The organism is Vibrio sp. MarTm2 (genome assembly GCF_027587055.1).
Taxonomy (GTDB): domain Bacteria; phylum Pseudomonadota; class Gammaproteobacteria; order Enterobacterales; family Vibrionaceae; genus Vibrio; species Vibrio sinaloensis_D.
Map to the genome: position 1 here is coordinate 184,004 of NZ_JAPPTK010000002.1, position 18,295 is coordinate 202,298.

The following is an 18,295-nucleotide window of genomic DNA, read 5'->3' on the forward strand; positions in this document are numbered from 1 at the left end:
AAGCCTTGCTGTATATAGGGTTTGCGTTCACATTCTCAATGTGAGAAGCTTCATCATCCTTTTTGAGACGCAAACTGATTTAGGCAACGCATCACCATGATTATTGAATTTGAAGAGAAGCTTCTTGAGCTGATTGACGCACGAATTTCCTCCGCCTCAGATGATGAACTGTTCGCGGGTGGTTACTTGCGAGGCCATATTTCCTTGTCTGCTGCTGCTTGTGAAGAAGAGGGCATCAATGACATTGAAACGCTGCGAGCTCGCATTGAAGCAAGTCTGGATGCGGCTCGCTCAGAGTTAACGCCAGCAGACAGAACCATCGTCAATGATCTGTGGCAAGAGCTTGCAAACATGGCGTGATGCCGGGCAGAATTGTATTGGATAAGGGGTTGTTCGAATTTTTCGAACAACCCCTTTCTATTTTTGCGCTTGTTGGTCTTTCGCTCGCTCGATAATCTAGTCATACAAACCAAGAGACAGGATAGACATCATGAGAATCGTAGCATTTGGCGCATCAACCAGTTCAACTTCAATCAACAAAGCACTAGCAACCTATGCTGCTCAACAAGTAGAAGGCGCAGAAGTGCAAGTTCTCGACATCAATAATTATGATGTCCCAATGTTTAGCGAAGACAAAGAGAAAGAAATTGGCCAAGCAGAGGGCGCGCAGCAGTTTTTGGCAGATTTAGCTGAAGCGGACGCAATTGTCGTTTCATACGCAGAGCACAATGGTTACTACCCAGCGGCGTACAAAAACTTGTTTGACTGGGCTAGCCGTATCGACCGCAGTGTGTTCCAAAACAAACCAGTGGTGTACTTAGCGACTTCTCCAGGTCCTGGTGGCGCGCAAACGGTGTTGGCCTCGGCAGTTGCTTCAGCTCCTTATTTTGGTGCAGAGGTGAAAGCGTCGGTTTCCGTACCAAGCTTCTACGACAACTTCGACTTTGCAACGTGTAGCATCAACAACCCAGAGATTGCAGCCGAGATTAAACAAGCGGTTAGTCAGCTATAATCAACAGACAAATTCAAAAAAGGAACGCATATGCGTTCCTTTTCTTTTTTAGCCGTTGTTTACAGTTCGGTAATAGCTTTGCCTTTTTTCAGCTTTCGAACCCACATTCGACTTGGGTGGAGTTGCTCCAATACATCGACAGGCAAGGGAAGCGGGTCGCCACAGATCTGCGAAGCCAACGTTTCTGCCATTAACGGTGCTGAGCTCAATCCGCGTGAGCCCAAACCAAGTAAGCAGAACAAGTTGTCGTACTGAGGAACCGGTTCAATTTGATCGTCGTGTTTTTGGTTTAAATCCTGATACGCATCCAAGATCTGTTCGAACTGGCCAACGTTGCCAACAAACGGCAAGTGGTCACGACTGACGCAGCGAATACCTTGGCGTGATTGGTTGCTGGTAGTATCGACCTCTTGTGGCCAAGTTTGGTTTGGAATGCAGTGACGGAGCTTGTCGCCGTTTTCCTGTTGAGCGACAGGGTCAAATACGTTGTCTAAATTTGAACGATCATAGCTCGCGCCAATGCAGTGGTGCCCGTTATTGGGATTAACCGGCGTCATATACCCGTCGTAGCACAATACCGTTTTCAGATTCTTTAGAGCATCCGTGGTTGGTATATGGCTGACTTGGCCTTTGACTTGCCCTAGTGGCACTTTGGCCGTTTGCATCAGTTCGTCAAATTGATGGCCATTAGCAATCACTACTGTGTCGTGTTGGAAGGTGTTGTCTCCCGAGGCCACAATCCAAGCTTGCGTCTCTTCGTTCCACTCTAAAGAGTCAACCTTGCAATCAAAATGCGCAGTGAACTGACCGCTCTGCGATAAATGGGAGAAAAGCCCTTGGGTTAATTGGAACGGGCACAACCAACCTGCGAGCGGGTAGTGGACGCTCGACATATCAATGGGCAATCCAATCATTTCGCTGGTTTTTTCAGGGGAAAGCTTATGGATGAGTTGGGCGTCAAAATTGCCTTCTAGCATCTTATCGAGTTTTTTGCTTGATGATTCGTCCCACATCAACTGTGTGACGCCGCACCAATCATGGTCAAAATCAATGTTGTCCGCAGCTTGCTCTACGAACTGACGTGCAAAAAGAAAACCAGGCGCAAAAACGCGAGAAACGCCACTGTGTGAGCCATTCAGTAATGGATAAACGGCGCCTTGTCGATTGCCCGATGCCCCTTGTGCAGGCTCCTCATCTTGGCAGTATAGGGTGACAGATTTACCGCGGCGAATCAGCGTTGTGGCGAGGGTCGCGCTGGCGATGCCACCACCAATAATAGCAATCGATTCGGCTTTACTACTCTGGCTACGAGCAAACCAAGGCTTGATGTTGCTGTTTTTTACTCGTTGGTTCAACGTACCAGCAATCATTTCTCGCTTAGTGCCAAAACCTTTAACCTTTTTCATCTCGAAACCGGCTTCGATCAATCCTCGGCGTACGAAACCAGCGGCGGTGAACGTCGCGCAGCTACAATCCTCTTTGGCTAAGCTTGCCATGCCGTTAAATAGATCTTGGTTCCACATTTCCGGATTTTTGCTTGGCGCAAAGCCATCAAGGAACCAAGCATCAATGATGCCGTTCTCTGTGACTGGAACTTTGGGCATGCAGTCTTTGATATCACCAAACCACAAATCAAGGGTGATCGCGCCATCTTCAAGCACGATACGGTGACATTCAGGCACTGCGATAGGGTAGTGCTGCTGAAGTTTCTGAGCGAAGTCTGCAAGTTCTGGCCACGCTTCATGCGCTTTGATGAGATCGGCTTTACTTAGGGGGTACTTCTCAAAACTGATAAAATGCAGCTCTTTTAGTGGAGCTTGCGGGTTTTGCAGCCTAAATTGATTGAACCATTGCCAAACAGCCAGAAAATTAAGCCCAGTACCAAAACCCGTTTCACCAATCACAAAGCGTTGTTGGTCAAATTCTTGCCAACGTTGTGGCAGATGATTTTGCTGTAAAAACACGTAACGAGTTTCTTCTAACCCATTAACGTTAGAAAAATAGACATCGTCAAATTGGTCAGAAACGGGGGTGCCAGCGTCATTCCAGTCAAGTTGTGCATTGGTAATCGAGGTCATAGCGTCTGATTTTTTGTGATAAAGGCAATAAAGTTGGTGCGATTGTACGGATTTATGGGAAAGCTGACCACTTTTCCGGGGTAACTTAGTTATTATCTAGCGGATTTTAGAATTATAGGAATGTCATAATGAAACGTGTCGTAATCACCGGTATGGGTATTGTTTCAAGTATCGGTAACAACGTCGAAGAAGTTTTAGCGTCTCTACAAGAAGGTAAATCTGGTATTACTGCCTCTGAGCAGTTCAAAGAGCAAGGTCTTCGTTCTCAAGTTTGGGGTGATCTAAAAATCAATCCTGCTGAGCACATTGATCGCAAACAGATGCGCTTTATGGGTGATGCGGCTGCGTATGCATACCTATCCATGCAGCAAGCGATTGAAGACGCTGGCCTATCTGAAGACCAAGTATCAAACGAACGTACAGGTATCGTTGCAGGCTCTGGTGGTGCTTCTGCGCTAAACCAAGCACTGGCAGTAGATACCATGCGCGCGAAAGGCGTGAAACGCGTAGGTCCTTACATGGTACCTCGTACAATGTCTTCAACGGTTTCTGCATGTCTAGCTACTCCATTTAAAATTCGTGGTGTGAACTACTCAATGAGCTCTGCGTGTGCGACGTCTGCTCACTGTATTGGTCACGCGATGGAGCTAATCCAACTTGGTAAGCAAGACATCGTATTCGCAGGTGGTGGCGAAGAGCTAGATTGGTCTCAAACCATGATGTTTGATGCGATGGGTGCACTGTCGACTAAGTACAATGAAACGCCTGAGAAAGCCTCTCGTACCTACGATGCAAACCGCGATGGTTTCGTTATCTCTGGTGGCGGCGGCATGCTAGTGGTTGAAGAACTTGAGCACGCATTGGCTCGTGGCGCGAAAATCTACGGTGAGATCGTGGGCTACGGTGCGACTTCTGATGGCTACGACATGGTTGCGCCATCAGGTGAAGGTGCGGTGCGTTGTATGAAGATGGCAATGCAAGATGTTGACGGTATCGACTACATCAACACTCACGGCACTTCAACGCCGGTTGGCGACGTGAAAGAGCTTGGTGCTATTCAAGAGCTATTCGGTGAGAGCAGCCCTGCAATCTCCGCAACAAAAGCAATGACAGGTCACGCACTAGGTGCAGCTGGCGTGCATGAAGCAATTTACTCAACACTGATGCTAGACAACAACTTTGTCGGACCAAGTATCAATGTCGAGAATCTAGACGAAGCTGCTCAAGGTCTTGATATCGTAACAGAAAAACGCGATGTAGAATTGACCACAGTAATGTCTAACAGTTTTGGTTTTGGTGGTACTAACGCAACTCTAGTTATCAAGAAGTACCAAGGCTAACTGAACTTGCTGAGTTATCTCGGCAATCCAGTTTCCAGAGCTGACTGGTTCTTTTGTTAGTACTGGTCGAACAGACGCAGACTCTGACCCATGGAGAGCGGGTCAGGATCCTTTTGTTCTGGAACTTTGCCCGGCTTAATGCCGGGCATTTTTCTTTCTGCTCAACAATCACCTCGACACCGTGAGTGCTTTTCTGCACAATCAAATAAATTTTTTACACTTCACATGAAAGTCGCGCATTTAAAGTCATGAAAATCCTTATCGATGAAAATATGCCTTACGCCGAGCAGCTTTTTAGTCAGCTTGGTGAGGTAGTCTTAAAGCCTGGTCGAACACTTACCGCCGATGATCTGATTGATGTCGATGCATTGATGATTCGTTCAGTCACTAAAGTTAACGCAGAACTCATTTCTAAAGCCAATAAACTGAAGTTTGTTGGCACCGCAACCGCAGGTATGGATCACGTTGACCAAGCTTTGCTGACAGAGAAAGGCATCTTTTTTACGGCGGCACCTGGCTGCAACAAAGTTGGCGTGGCTGAATATGCGTTTAGCGTGATGATGGTATTGGCTCAGCAGCATGGTTTCTCTGTGTTTGATAAAACCATAGGTATCATTGGTGCAGGACAAGTGGGAAGCTACCTTCAGCAATGCCTTGAAGGTATCGGTTTAAATGTATTGATCAACGATCCGCCTAAACAGGCAGCGGGCGACCCACGTGAATTTACTGAGCTTGATACCCTGTTGGAGCAAGCTGACATCATCACACTGCACACTCCGATCACTCGTGACGGTGAGTATCCAACTCACCATATTCTTGATTCGGCGCGTTTGGAGCAACTGCGTGGCGATCAGATTCTGATCAATGCAGCACGTGGCCCTGTGGTCGATAACGCTGCGTTGAAAGCGCGTTTACAGCGAAATGATGGCTTTATTGCAGCGCTGGATGTATTTGAATTCGAACCAGAGGTTGATATGGAGCTTCTGCCTCTGCTAGCATTCGCAACCCCTCATGTTGCAGGCTATGGCCTCGAAGGGAAAGCTCGCGGTACGACGATGATCTTTAATAGTTACTGCGAGTTCTTAAACAACGAATTACATGCGCATGCCAGTGATTTGCTGCCAACCGCGCCTGTTCCTACTATGGTACTGGACAGAGCGTGGGATGAAGCAACGCTGCACAACATCACGCAGTTAATCTATGATGTGCGTAAAGATGACGCCTTGTTCCGTCGAGAAATCAGTAAGCCAGGTTCATTTGACCTGATGCGTAAAAATTACTGGGATCGTCGAGAGTACAGCGCGGTCACGCTAGTCGGTGATGAGTCATGTAACTTAGCGCCACTGGCTAAATTAGGTTTTCAGGTTGAGGTAAGTCAATGAGCCAACAGTATAATGTTGCCGTTTTAGGTGCGACCGGTGCGGTCGGTGAAACAATTTTGGAAGTGCTTCAAGAGCGCAAATTCCCTGTCGGTGAGATCTTTCTTCTAGCCAGTGAGCGTAGTGAAGGCAAGACCTACCGCTTCAATGGTAAGACAGTTCGCGTACAAAACGTCGAAGAGTTTGATTGGTCTCAAGCGCACATTGCCCTATTCTCTGCAGGCGGAGAGCTATCTGCAGAATGGGCGCCAATCGCCGCAGATGAAGGCGTGATCGTGATCGATAACACCTCGCAGTTCCGTTACGAATACGATATCCCGCTCGTGGTTCCAGAAGTGAACCCAGAAGCGATCGCCGAGTTTCGTAACCGCAATATCATTGCTAACCCGAACTGCTCAACCATCCAAATGCTGGTGGCACTAAAACCAATTCATGATGCAGTAGGTATCGAGCGAATCAACGTTTCGACATATCAATCTGTTTCTGGTGCTGGCAAAGCGGGTATTGATGAGCTTGCAGGACAAACAGCAAAACTGTTGAACGGTATGCCAGCAGAAAATAATCAGTTCTCTCAACAGATTGCATTCAACTGTATTCCACAAATCGATCAGTTCATGGAGAACGGCTACACCCGTGAAGAAATGAAAATGGTGTGGGAGACGCAAAAAATCTTCAACGATCCAGCTATCACAGTGAACCCAACGTGCGTTCGTGTGCCGGTTTTCTACGGTCATGCAGAAGCCATTCACCTAGAAACCTGTGCGCCAATCGATGCTCAAGAAGTGATCAACTTACTTGAAAATACTGACGGTATTGAAGTATTCCAAGGAGAAGATTTCCCAACGCAAGTGCGTGATGCAGGCGGTAAAGATCACGTAATGGTTGGTCGTATTCGCAATGACATCAGCCATCACAGTGGCGTGAACTTGTGGGTGGTTGCTGACAACGTTCGTAAAGGGGCGGCAACCAATGCCGTGCAGATTGCAGAAGTGCTGATCCGCGATTACTACTGATTTGCATATTGATACGATTGTCAAAGCCTCACCGTTGTGTGAGGCTTTTTTAATCGATTAAAGAAAAAATGTGTGAGATTACTGCGATTATCGCTTTAGCCACACATTTTTTGGTTCTATATCTATAGTTTTGCCCGCTTTATCCGATATATTTAACAGATCACTGTATATTTAAATTAATTGAGCACATAGCTGAGCCTTATATGCGTCGACTTCTACAGCGTCTACTATTGCCACTCGCAATGGTTGCCGTGACTCAAACATCTATCGTAAGCGCAGAGAGTATCCGCCTAAAGGGACCGAATGGCGAGATCCAATCGTCTCCTCAATTCTCTGAGTCTGTATCTAATGGCCTGCGCAGTGCAGAGCCTTCTCTTTTCTATGGCCCAACAACAGGGCAAGAAACCTTATGGGGAATCGCTACTCAACTGCGCCCCAATACGTCTGTTTCAATTCAACAAACGCTTTATTCCATTTTCCAGCTTAACCCTCAAGCGTTTGACAACCAGAACATCCATGAACTCATACCAGGCAGCACACTGCGTGTTCCATCACTAGCGCAGATTCAAGGCGTTTCCACTCAGCAAGCCGTTAATGTTATGGCGGCGCACAAAGCTCGATTAGAACAGGTGACTCAAAATTCAACGCCAACGGCGGTTCAACCGAGTGCACCTGAAGCTCCAGTGACTGAGGCTAGCACCTCTACTCCACCAAAGACTGAAGCCGTTGTTGAGACAAAGCCTGAAACGCCACTTGAGCAAATTGCTCAGCAGGAAAAGACCGCGCAGGTCAATACGCTAGAGCGCCAACTAGAAAGCTCCGAAGGCGAGCTAATGGCGCTAGAAGAAAAGAACCACAAGCTTCGATTAATGCTAGCGCAGGTTCAGTCAGAAGTTGACGTGCTTAAAGACGAGCTCGGTGATGAAGAACGCATCCGCAACGAAGTCGAAAAACTGTTAGAAGCAGAGAGAATGCGTGTTGCGGAAGAGCAAAAAATGGCGCCTTCGTCTCTCGATAAATTCTTCTCCAACACTTGGTTGGTGGCTGCGCTCGCAATTATTCCTGGGCTACTTATCGGCTTGTTAGTGGTTATGCTACTTGGCCGCCGTAATAAGCAAGAAGAGAGTGCGCCAGAGGCTCAGCAGGAGACGCCGCAACCTCAAACCGTTGCTCCGGTTGCCGCAGAAACGATGAATGAAGACATCGATGATGATTTGTTACTCGATGACGATCTGTTCGGCGACTCAAATGACGATGAAGCCTTGTTTGGTGATGAAGGTGAATTAGGTAAATCGGACGAAGATGATGTCTTCGCTGATTTGGACGATAGCGATTTAGATTTTAACCTAGAAGGTGAGGACGGCGATGACCCATTCGCGGGTATCGGTGACGATGGGGATCTAGATGAATCCCTCACTGATGGTGATATGGGCTCTAGCGGCATCAGTGTCAACAGCGACGACAAAGCGCTCGGTCTAGAAGAGATGGAGCGTGCGCTGGACGAAGTCGTGATCGATGACGGAGATGACGAAGGTTTCGATCTCTCTGATGAAGGCGATATGTCGCAAGAAGCGCTCGACTCATTGCTTGCTGAAGACGGTGAGTCGGAAGAGCTTGATGGCGGTAGTCTTGACCAATCAATGTTGGATGATCTGTTCAGTGAGATCGAAGATGATGGCAATGAAAGTTTAGATTTCGATAATTTGCTAGATGAAGGGGACGACTTCGATCTTAGTGATGAAGACGAAACATCGCTAGAAGAGCCGAGTTTGGCCTCCGATAGTGAAATCGACGATATTTTCGCTCAGATGGAAGCTCAGGCTGACTTAGAAACACTTGAAGCCAATTCAATCGATGAAACGGCTCTCCTCGATGAGATGCTTGAGGAAGAGACCACTGCGATTGATGAAAATAGCACAGATCTTCTTGATGAGTTGCTGGCGGATAACGTTGAAGAGCCAGAACAACCAGCTTCAGAGTTGGAAGGTGAAGACCTCTTTGACGAACTGATCGGCCTAAATGATGACGAATCGGCCATTGACACTGAAAGCACCGACCTGCTGGATGAGTTGGTTGATGAGTCTGAAGAGAGTGACGAGTTTAATCTTGATGGCGAGTTAGATGAGCTGATTGGCGCCGATGCAGTCAGTGAAGAGTCGAGCTCGCTTGATGATAGTACAGATTTACTTGACGAACTTTTTGACAGTGCAGATGAAGAAGAGTCGTTAGGTGATGAAGGAACCGATCTATTTGAAGAGTTGCTTGAGATTGAAAAGCAGAATCTACAAGACGATGCGCAACCTGAGCCTGAAGCCGATATCACCGAAGCGAGCCAACCACAAGAGTTGGAAGAGCAACCTCTGGCTGAAGAGTCTCCTGCAGAGCAGGATCAAGAGTTAAGCGCTGAAGACTACTTATTAGATAACGAACAACCTGAGGCAAGTGATGAATCACTTGATGAGTCAGATATTGCCAGTTTATTAGATGAAACTGCGCAGATTGACTCTGAAGCTGATTCTGAGAATAACCTCGAGCCGTTGAATGAAGAGCCACAAACGCTAGAGACCTCTGCAGACTTCTCTAGCCAAGACTTTATGGATGACATGTTGAGTGTTGCCCCTGAAGCCGACCCTCTTCTGGATGAGCTCGACCTCGATGACCTTGTTGACACGCAACCAAGCTCTGAACTAGACGACATTTCCGTTGACTTGTCGGATGACGCACAAACACTTGCAGAGCCAGAGCCAGAGCCAGAGCCAGAGCCAGAGCCAGAGCCAGAGCCAGAGCCAGAGCCAGAGCCAGAGCCAGAGCCAGAAGATGACGAAGATGACTGGCTAACGGCGGCGATAGAAGAAGTTGAAAGCCCAGACGTTGACACCATCGAACAAGCATTAGCAAACGATGACGAATCGATCATCGATGAGTCGGCCAATGAGCAACAAGATGTCGACGTATCATCAAGCAACGATGAGGACGACGATTGGCTGACCGCTGCGATTGATGAAGTTGAATCCCCTCAGGATACCCAACCAAGCCTTGAGCAGGAAGACGAATTGCACAAGGAGCTAGATGAGCCTTTGCCTGTTAGCGGCGAAGAAAACATTGCTGTAGAGCAAGAAGATACACTTGCACAACAAGAGCAAGCACAGGCACCATCTAAAGAGACTCCAGAGACTCCAGAGACTCCAGAGACTCCAGAGACTCCAGAGACTCCAGAGACTCCAGAGACTCCAGAGACTCCAGAGACTCCAGAGACTCCAGAGACTCCAGAGACTCCAGAGACTCCAGAGACTTCAGAGACTCCAGAAGTGGACGAAAGTCGCCCACCAATGCCAGAAGCGATTCCAAACGAGTTTGGTATTCCGCAAGATGATGACTGGTTAGTAGATGAACCTGAACAAGCAATTGCTCAGGAAGACTCAATTGCATCATTGTCACAAGAAGCGCCTTCTTCTGATGTAAGCGCAGAGTCTGTTGATGAATCCATTGAGCTAGACGAGCTCGATCTTCCTGAATACAGCGAAGAAGACGCGCTGGCCGATATGGCGTCAGAGCCAGAGATGCCAGCAGAAGAGCAAGCTGATGTGGAGCCAAGCGCTGAGTCTGCCGATGAATCCATTGAGCTAGACGACCTCGATCTTCCTGAATACAGCGAAGAAGACGCACTGGCGGACATGGCGCCAGAGCCAGAGCCAGAGATGCCAGCAGAAGAGCAAGCTGATGTGGAGCCAAGCGCTGAGTCTGTTGACGAATCTATTGAACTAGACGATCTAGACCTTCCAGAATACAGCGAAGAAGACGCGCTGGCGGATATGGCGCTAGAGCCAGAGATGCCAGCAGCAGAGCAAGCTGATGTGGAGCCAAGCGCTGAGTCTGCCGATGAATCCATTGAACTAGACGATCTAGACCTTCCTGAATACAGCGAAGAAGACGCGCTGGCGGACATGGCGTCAGAGCCAGAGATGCCAGCGGCAGATCAATCGGACTTGGAGCCAAGCACTGAGCCTGTCGATGAATCCATTGAGCTAGACGATTTAGACCTTCCCGAATACAGCGAAGAAGAGGCGCTGGCGGATATGGCGCTAGAGCCAGAGATGCCAGCAGCAGAGCAAGCTGATGTGGAGCCAAGCGCTGAGCCTGCAGACGAATCTATTGGGCTAGACGACCTCGATCTTCCTGAATACAGCGAAGAAGACGCGCTGGCGGATATGGCGTCAGAGCCAGAGGTGCCAACAGCAGAGCAATCGGAGGTTGAGCCAAGCGGCGAGTCTGCCGACGAATCTATTGAGCTAGACGATCTCGACCTTCCTGAATACAGCGAAGAAGACACGCTAGCGGATATGGCGTCAGAGCCAGAGTTGCCAGCAGCAGAGCAATCGGAGGTTGAGCCAAGCGCTGAGCCTGCAGACGAATCTATTGGGCTAGACGACCTCGATCTTCCTGAATACAGCGAAGAAGACGCGCTGGCGGATATGGCGTCAGAGCCAGAGGTGCCAGCAGCAGAGCAAGCTGATGTGGAGCCAAGCGCTGAGCCTGTTGACGAATCTATTGAGTTAGACGACCTCGACCTTCCAGAATACAGCGAAGAAGACGCGCTGGCGGATATGGCGTCAGAGCCAGAGATGCCAGCAGCAGAGCAAGCTGATGTGGAGCCAAGCGCTGAGCCTGTTGACGAATCTATTGAGCTAGACGATCTCGACCTTCCTGAGTACGACGAGCAAGACGCGCTTGCGGATATGTTCAGTGAGAGCAGTGAAGAACTCTCTGAGCAAGATGATGAGACAAGCTTCAATCTTGATGATATTGAACTTCCAGATTTGGAAGACGCAACAGAATCGGTTGAAGGTTTGTCTGAAAGCGAGTTCGATGAACAAGCGTTTGATGAACTGCTCTCTGATACAGAAGAGAACCAAACGGCAAGCTTCTCATTTGATAACCCAATTGATGCGACAACGTCAGATAGTGCTGGTATGGACATCGACGCTATGTTGGAAGTGGGTGGAGAAGATTGGAATGGATTTACACTGTCTGATGATCAACAAGCGCAAATCAGTGATGATATTCCAGAAGAAGAGCAAGATATTTGGTCTCAAGAAAACCTTCCAGAGCAAGCTCAAGTTCTTGATGAAAATTGGGAAGACCAACAATCACTCGACGATTTCAATCCTCGAGAAAACCAGTTCCGAACCATTGATGAACTGATGGCGGAAGTGGACGCCGAAGAAGCACAAGAGATTGATGACTCGCTGAAGCTTGATGTTGGTCTGAATGATTTCCCTGACGTTATCGGTGATATTGGCAGTGAAGATGTTGACTCAAATGCAGAGGCTGCGGGAAAACTGGATCTCGCTAAAATTTACATGGAAATGAACGACGCTCAAGGAGCGAAAAAGTTACTTGAAGAAGCCATTGTAGATGGAAGCGATGAAATTCGACGCGAAGCAAAACGCTTAATCGACGATATAAACCGCAGCTAACCAATCAAACTCAAGGGGGACAGGCGTCCCCCTTATTTTTTTTCTGGAAAGTGTTTATACTTGCCGCCCTTACTGAGCAGACCCTGAGAGATCCCCTGATGAGAATAGCTTTAGGTATCGAATACAACGGTACTCAATACTATGGTTGGCAGCGTCAACAAGACGTGAAAAGCGTTCAAGAGGAATTGGAGAAAGCGCTGAGTGTTGTCGCAAACCATCCGGTCGAAGTTCAATGTGCAGGCCGAACAGATGCAGGTGTGCACGGTACAGGTCAAGTGGTCCACTTTGATACGACGGCAAGCCGTAAAATGGTGGCTTGGACAATGGGCGCCAATGCGAATCTTCCCGGTGATATTGCCGTGCGTTGGGCGAAAGAAGTGCCTGAAGAGTTTCATGCGCGCTTTACTGCAACCGCGCGTCGCTATCGCTACATTATCTTTAATAGCGCGCTACGACCAGGCATCCTCTCTACGGGTGTAAGCCACTATCATGGTGAGCTAGATGAAAAGAAAATGCATTTAGCGGCACAATACTTACTTGGTGAAAACGATTTTACTTCGTTTCGAGCGACCCACTGTCAATCACGTAGTCCTTGGCGCAATATGATGCACATTAATGTCACACGGCATAACCAGTACGTGGTGATTGATATTAAAGCCAATGCGTTTGTTCACCACATGGTTCGCAATATTACAGGCAGTCTGATTTGTGTTGGTCGTGGCGAGCAAGAGCCTGAATGGATTCAATGGTTGCTTGGGGCGAAAGATCGCAAGCTCGCAGGTGCAACAGCAAAAGCGGAAGGGTTGTACCTAGTCGATGTGGATTACCCTGAAGAGTTTGAATTGCCAAGAGTGCCGATTGGGCCACTATTTTTGCCCGATAACTTGAACTAATTCGTGTTAAATTGTCGAAACAATCAGTTGTTTAGGGTGTGAGAGATAGGTACAGAAAATAGGTACAACCAGTTTTTTGTGCACAGCTGGCATTTTATATGCTTTAATCCTCACGCATAAATTCAGAATTTGTATCCTTCGCACTTTGCGCGGGAGTAGTAGAGAAAAGGTCTTCCATGAGTTGGCTTGAAAAGATTTTAGAAAAAAGCAACATCGGTAGTTCACGCAAAGCTTCTATTCCAGAAGGTGTATGGACGAAATGTACGTCATGTGAACAAGTGCTATATCACGCTGAGCTAGAGCGTAACCTAGAAGTGTGTCCAAAATGTGACCATCACATGCGCATGAAGGCTCGTCGTCGCCTAGAAACGTTTCTAGATGAAGGTGAGCGCGTTGAACTAGCAGATGAGTTAGAGCCGAAAGATAAACTGAAGTTCAAAGACTCAAAGAAATACAAAGATCGTTTGTCAGCGGCTCAAAAGAGTAGCGGCGAAAAAGACGCGCTTGTGGTTATGAAAGGTGAGCTACTTGGTTTACCGGTTATCGCCTGTGCGTTTGAGTTTTCCTTTATGGGCGGTTCAATGGGCTCTGTTGTTGGTGCTCGTTTTGTTCGTGCTGTGGAAGCAGCAATGGAAAACAATTGCGGTCTTGTTTGTTTCTCAGCAAGTGGCGGCGCACGTATGCAAGAGGCACTGATGTCGCTAATGCAAATGGCCAAAACCAGTGCGGCGTTAGAGCGTTTATCAGCGAAAGGTTTGCCGTTTATCTCAGTGATGACAGATCCAACTATGGGCGGTGTCTCTGCGAGTCTTGCAATGCTTGGTGATGTGAACATCGGTGAGCCTAAAGCTCTGATTGGTTTCGCTGGTCGTCGTGTTATCGAACAAACGGTTCGTGAAGATCTACCAGAAGGCTTCCAGCGTAGTGAGTTCTTACTTGAGCACGGTGCGATTGATATGATCGTCGACCGTCGTGAAATGCGTCAGCGTATCGGTAGTCTATTGGCTAAAATGACCAACCAAGCGTCGCCTTTGGTAGTTTCTGTGAATGATTCGCCAAATGAAGCGCACTATGATGTACCAGAAGTAGAAGAAAAAGGGTAAAGTAACACACTAACAAACCACCACTAATTTTTGGTTTTAGTTAGATGAGTCAAACCCAAATTCCTCAAGCCACATCCCCACTTTCGATGTGGCTTCATTATTTAGCAAATATCCATACGTCTGCCATTGATCTTGGTTTAGAACGTGTTCAAGCCGTGGCAGAGTCTGCCAATCTTACCAAACCCGCACCTACCGTTATCACTGTTGCAGGAACCAACGGCAAAGGTTCTACTTGTGCATTAATGGAAGCCATCTTACTTGATGCTGGCTATTCCGTTGGTGTCTACAGCTCTCCTCATTTGATTCGTTACAATGAACGGGTTCGAATCAATGGCCAAGATTTAAGCGATGAAAAGCACACCGAAGCCTTTGACTTTGTTGAACAGCAGCGTGGTGATATCAGTTTAAGTTTCTTTGAGTATGGCACTTTGGCCGCTTTACGGTTATTTCAAACTGAAAAAGTCGATGTTGTTTTGCTTGAGGTTGGTCTTGGTGGGCGCTTGGATGCGACTAATGTTGTTGCTCACGATGTGTCTGTGATCACCAGCCTTGCTCTCGACCACATCGATTGGCTTGGCGATGACATCAATGTGATTGGTTTCGAAAAAGCAGGGATCTACCGTAGTGGTAAACCCGCTATTTGCGGTCAGCCAAAAGCGCCTTCTACCGTCGCTGCACACGCAGATGACATCGGTGCTGAGCTTTATCAAGTCGATATTCAATACCGATATGAGCAAACTTCCGAAACCGAGTGGACGTGGACTCATGGGTCTTATGACCTCGAAGCGCTCCCTATACCGAGTTTACCTTTGCAAAATGCTGCCACGGCGTTAATGGCGCTTGCAACAGCGAATCTAGACATCACAGACGTTAACATCGTCAACGGATTGAACAACGCTCAGCTTCCTGGTCGAATGCAAATCATCAATCATTCGCCAACCGTTTTGCTTGATGTCGCTCATAACCCGCACTCTGCGGAGTACTTAGTTGGCCGCGTTCACCGACAATACCCTGGCAAAACGATACATGCAGTGGTCGCGATGCTGCATGACAAAGACATTAAAGCAACGCTTGAAGCACTAACGCCAATTGCGACGCACTGGTATCCGGCGTCACTCACTGGACCAAGAGCAGCAACGGCGGATGAGCTTTGTCAGCACCTACCCGCAGGCAATGTCCAGTTTGAATCCCCTATGGCTGCTTTTGATGCGGCAATGACACACGCGGCCCCCGAAGATGTCATCCTCGTGGTAGGCTCTTTCCACACGGTAGGGGAAGTGCTTGAACACTGGGAAAGAAAAGGAGAGTAAATGGCCAGTAAGTTTCAAAGCCGTTTAGTCGGTACCATCATCTTGGTTGCAATTGGGGTGATTGTTTTACCTGATGTCTTAGATGGTAAGAAAACACATTACAAAGAAGAGATTGCGAGTATTCCGATTAAACCTGAAGTCGGCAATGATCTTGAGTCATTCGAAGTTCTTGACCCCATTGACGACTCTGCGAGTTTACCCGAAACACCAGTAGAGGTGACGCTTGAGGACACTTCTCTAGCACAGTCCGAAGGGGCAAAAGAAGAACCGTTACCTGTTATCGTTAAGGAAATTCCGCAGCGTAATGAGTATCAAGAAAACGCGTGGATCATTCAGTTGATGGCCCTCAAAAATGCTGACAATGCGAAGAACCTTGTCAAAGATCTGCAAAAGCGTGGCTATCAAGCGCATGCGAAGCCAGAGAACAATTTTACGCGAGTAATAATCGGCCCAGATGTGTCGAAGAGCAAACTTGAACGCCAAGTGATTGAACTCGAAAAAATTACCGGCTCAAAAGGTCAATTGCTCAAATTTAAACCACTAAACCCATAAGAAAACGTTTGCGTCAGCGTTTTTTCTGTTAAAATGCGCGCCAACTTAAGATGTAAGTAAAGAATGAATCCGTTAGATATTGTCATTTTAAGTGTGATCGGCCTTTCGGCTTTGATCAGTTTAGTTCGTGGTTTCGCTAAAGAAGCGTTGTCATTAGTGATTTGGTTTGGCGCTTTTTTTATCGCCAGTCAGTACTACGCAAAGTTAGCGGTGTACTTTACCAATATCCAAGATGAGATGTTTCGAAACGGAGCGGCGATTGCAGCCTTGTTTGTAGCAACACTCATTGTTGGAGCGGTCGTGAACTACGTGATCGGACAATTGGTGCAAAAAACAGGCTTATCAGGAACTGACCGAGTACTGGGTATTGTGTTTGGTGCTTTACGCGGTGTTCTGATTGTCTCGGCTGCACTATTTTTTCTGGATACGTTTACATCGTTTCCAGATACGGAGTGGTTTGAGGGCTCGCAATTGGTGCCGCAGTTTAAGCACATCATTGCTCCGTTCTTTGAACACTTACAAGCAACATCAAGTTTCTTATCTGACGCGCTTTAGCGCGTCAGCCATTGTCGAAAATCGAGGGTTAGGACATGTGTGGTATTGTTGGAATCGTGGGCACAACGCCTGTAAACCAGTCTATCTATGATGCATTGACGGTCTTGCAGCATCGTGGCCAAGATGCCGCGGGTATTTGTACCATAGAAAGCAATCGTTTTCGTCTGCGCAAGGCGAATGGTTTGGTGAAAGATGTGTTTGAAGCAAAGCACATGCAAAGACTGCAAGGCACAGTTGGTATTGGTCATGTTCGCTACCCAACGGCAGGCAGCTCAAGTGCGTCTGAAGCGCAGCCTTTCTATGTTAACTCTCCTTTTGGTATTACGTTGGCTCATAACGGTAACCTAACGAATGCCAATGAAATTCGTCAGAAATTATTTGATAAAGACCGTCGTCACCTTAACACGACGTCGGATTCAGAAGTATTGCTTAACGTACTGGCGCATGAAATAGATACGGTTAAAGGCAATGTGACAGCCGAAGATGTTTTCCGCGCTGTAACGAATGTTCACCGTGCAATTCGCGGAGCGTACGCGGTAACGGCAATGATCATCGGCCATGGTATGATTGCTTTCCGTGACCCACATGGCATTCGCCCTCTATGCCTAGGTAAGCGTGAAGTGGAAGGTCGTACGGAATACATGGTGGCTTCTGAATCGGTCGCACTAGATGCGGTTGGTTTTGATTTCATTCGTGATGTGGCTCCTGGTGAGGCGATCTACGCTACGTTTGATGGTGAGCTACATACCAAGCAGTGCGCTGACAACCCAGTACTTAACCCATGTATCTTCGAGTTTGTTTATTTCGCTCGCCCTGACTCGTTTATCGATAAAATCTCGGTGTACAGTGCTCGAGTAGAAATGGGTAAGAAACTTGGTGATCGAATTCGTGATGAGTACGCGCATTTAGATATTGATGTGGTTATTCCAATCCCAGAGACATCGTGCGATATTGCCCTGCAGATTGCTCAAGCGATTGACAAACCATATCGTCAAGGTTTTGTGAAAAACCGTTATGTTGGACGTACCTTCATAATGCCTGGTCAGCAGCAGCGTAAAAAGTCGGTTCGTCGCAAGCTCAACGCGATTCGTTCAGAATTTAAAGATAAGAATGTCCTGCTCGTGGACGACTCCATTGTGCGCGGTACGACCTCTGAGCAAATTATCGAAATGGCGCGTGATTCAGGTGCTAAGAAAGTGTTCATGGTCTCTGCTGCCCCAGAAATTCGTTTCCCGAACGTTTACGGTATCGATATGCCAAGCGCAAATGAGCTGATTGCTCATGGCCGCGATAACGATGCAATCTGTAAGCAGATTGGTGCCGATGAACTGATTTTCCAAACGCTTGAAGATTTAGTAGAAGCAGTTGGCATTGGTAACAGTGACATTGCTCGTTTCGAAACATCTGTGTTTAACGGCGAATATGTCACCGGAGATATCGACCAGAAGTATCTAGAGTTTTTGGAGTCTTTACGCAACGATGATGCGAAAGTCCAGCGTGAGATTCAACAAGAACTTGCTAACCTAGAGTTACATAACGAAGGCGCGTAAACGCAAGAGTTAGACTGAAAAGCCGACGTATAT

At 47.6% G+C, this 18,295-nt stretch carries 13 protein-coding genes; 12 read left to right on the top strand and 1 reads right to left on the bottom strand.

Translation table 11 applies throughout. The features are described from left to right. The first annotated feature begins 96 nt into the window (after positions 1-96). Complete coding sequence (locus OH458_RS05275) at positions 97-360, top strand: YfcL family protein (RefSeq protein ID WP_005471697.1); 264 nt, start codon at positions 97-99, stop codon at positions 358-360. 130 nt (positions 361-490) lie between these two features. Further along, positions 491-1,012, top strand: coding sequence for an NADPH-dependent FMN reductase (locus tag OH458_RS05280; protein WP_269977515.1), 522 nt, complete (start codon positions 491-493; stop codon positions 1,010-1,012). A 59-nt stretch (positions 1,013-1,071) separates the two neighbouring features. On the opposite strand, the gene mnmC is transcribed toward OH458_RS05280, so the two are convergent. Continuing rightward, complete coding sequence (mnmC, locus tag OH458_RS05285) at positions 1,072-3,090, bottom strand: bifunctional tRNA (5-methylaminomethyl-2-thiouridine)(34)-methyltransferase MnmD/FAD-dependent 5-carboxymethylaminomethyl-2-thiouridine(34) oxidoreductase MnmC (RefSeq protein ID WP_269977516.1); 2,019 nt, start codon at positions 3,088-3,090, stop codon at positions 1,072-1,074. Positions 3,091-3,218: 128 nt separating this feature from the next. Here mnmC and fabB point away from each other — a divergent pair, with 128 nt between their 5' ends. The 10 genes from fabB to purF all read left to right on the top strand — a co-directional run bounded on the left by fabB (position 3,219) and on the right by purF (position 18,262). Beyond that, positions 3,219-4,430 (top strand): beta-ketoacyl-ACP synthase I, encoded by a 1,212-nt coding sequence (gene fabB, locus OH458_RS05290; protein ID WP_269977517.1) that lies wholly within the window; start codon positions 3,219-3,221, stop codon positions 4,428-4,430. A 248-nt stretch (positions 4,431-4,678) separates the two neighbouring features. Then, positions 4,679-5,812 carry a 4-phosphoerythronate dehydrogenase gene (locus tag OH458_RS05295; protein WP_039477388.1) on the top strand — a complete coding sequence of 378 codons (1,134 nt, stop codon included), beginning with the start codon at positions 4,679-4,681 and terminating at the stop codon, positions 5,810-5,812. Next, positions 5,809-6,822: an aspartate-semialdehyde dehydrogenase gene (locus tag OH458_RS05300; protein WP_269977518.1), complete on the top strand. Its 1,014-nt coding sequence runs from the start codon at positions 5,809-5,811 to the stop codon at positions 6,820-6,822. The genes OH458_RS05295 and OH458_RS05300 overlap by 4 nt, the downstream gene beginning before the upstream one ends. Positions 6,823-7,025: 203 nt before the next feature. After that, positions 7,026-12,299 (top strand): FimV/HubP family polar landmark protein, encoded by a 5,274-nt coding sequence (locus OH458_RS05305; RefSeq protein ID WP_269977519.1) that lies wholly within the window; start codon positions 7,026-7,028, stop codon positions 12,297-12,299. A gap of 98 nt (positions 12,300-12,397) precedes the next feature. Continuing rightward, complete coding sequence (gene truA, locus OH458_RS05310; protein WP_005471645.1) at positions 12,398-13,192, top strand: tRNA pseudouridine(38-40) synthase TruA; 795 nt, start codon at positions 12,398-12,400, stop codon at positions 13,190-13,192. 176 nt (positions 13,193-13,368) lie between these two features. Continuing rightward, entirely contained in the window at positions 13,369-14,295 is a 927-nt protein-coding gene (gene accD / locus OH458_RS05315; RefSeq protein WP_269977520.1) for an acetyl-CoA carboxylase, carboxyltransferase subunit beta, read from the top strand. Between the two features lie 44 nt (positions 14,296-14,339). Then, on the top strand, positions 14,340-15,605 hold the full coding sequence (gene folC / locus OH458_RS05320; protein WP_269977521.1) for a bifunctional tetrahydrofolate synthase/dihydrofolate synthase: 1,266 nt from the start codon (positions 14,340-14,342) through the stop codon (positions 15,603-15,605). Beyond that, positions 15,606-16,157 (top strand): SPOR domain-containing protein, encoded by a 552-nt coding sequence (locus tag OH458_RS05325; RefSeq protein WP_269977522.1) that lies wholly within the window; start codon positions 15,606-15,608, stop codon positions 16,155-16,157. Positions 16,158-16,220: 63 nt separating this feature from the next. Then, positions 16,221-16,712, top strand: coding sequence for a CvpA family protein (locus tag OH458_RS05330; RefSeq protein ID WP_269977523.1), 492 nt, complete (start codon positions 16,221-16,223; stop codon positions 16,710-16,712). A 35-nt stretch (positions 16,713-16,747) separates the two neighbouring features. After that, the gene (gene purF / locus OH458_RS05335) at positions 16,748-18,262 is read left to right on the top strand and encodes an amidophosphoribosyltransferase (protein WP_269977524.1); all 1,515 of its coding nucleotides are present in this window, start codon (positions 16,748-16,750) and stop codon (positions 18,260-18,262) included. The last annotated feature ends 33 nt before the right edge of the window (positions 18,263-18,295 follow it).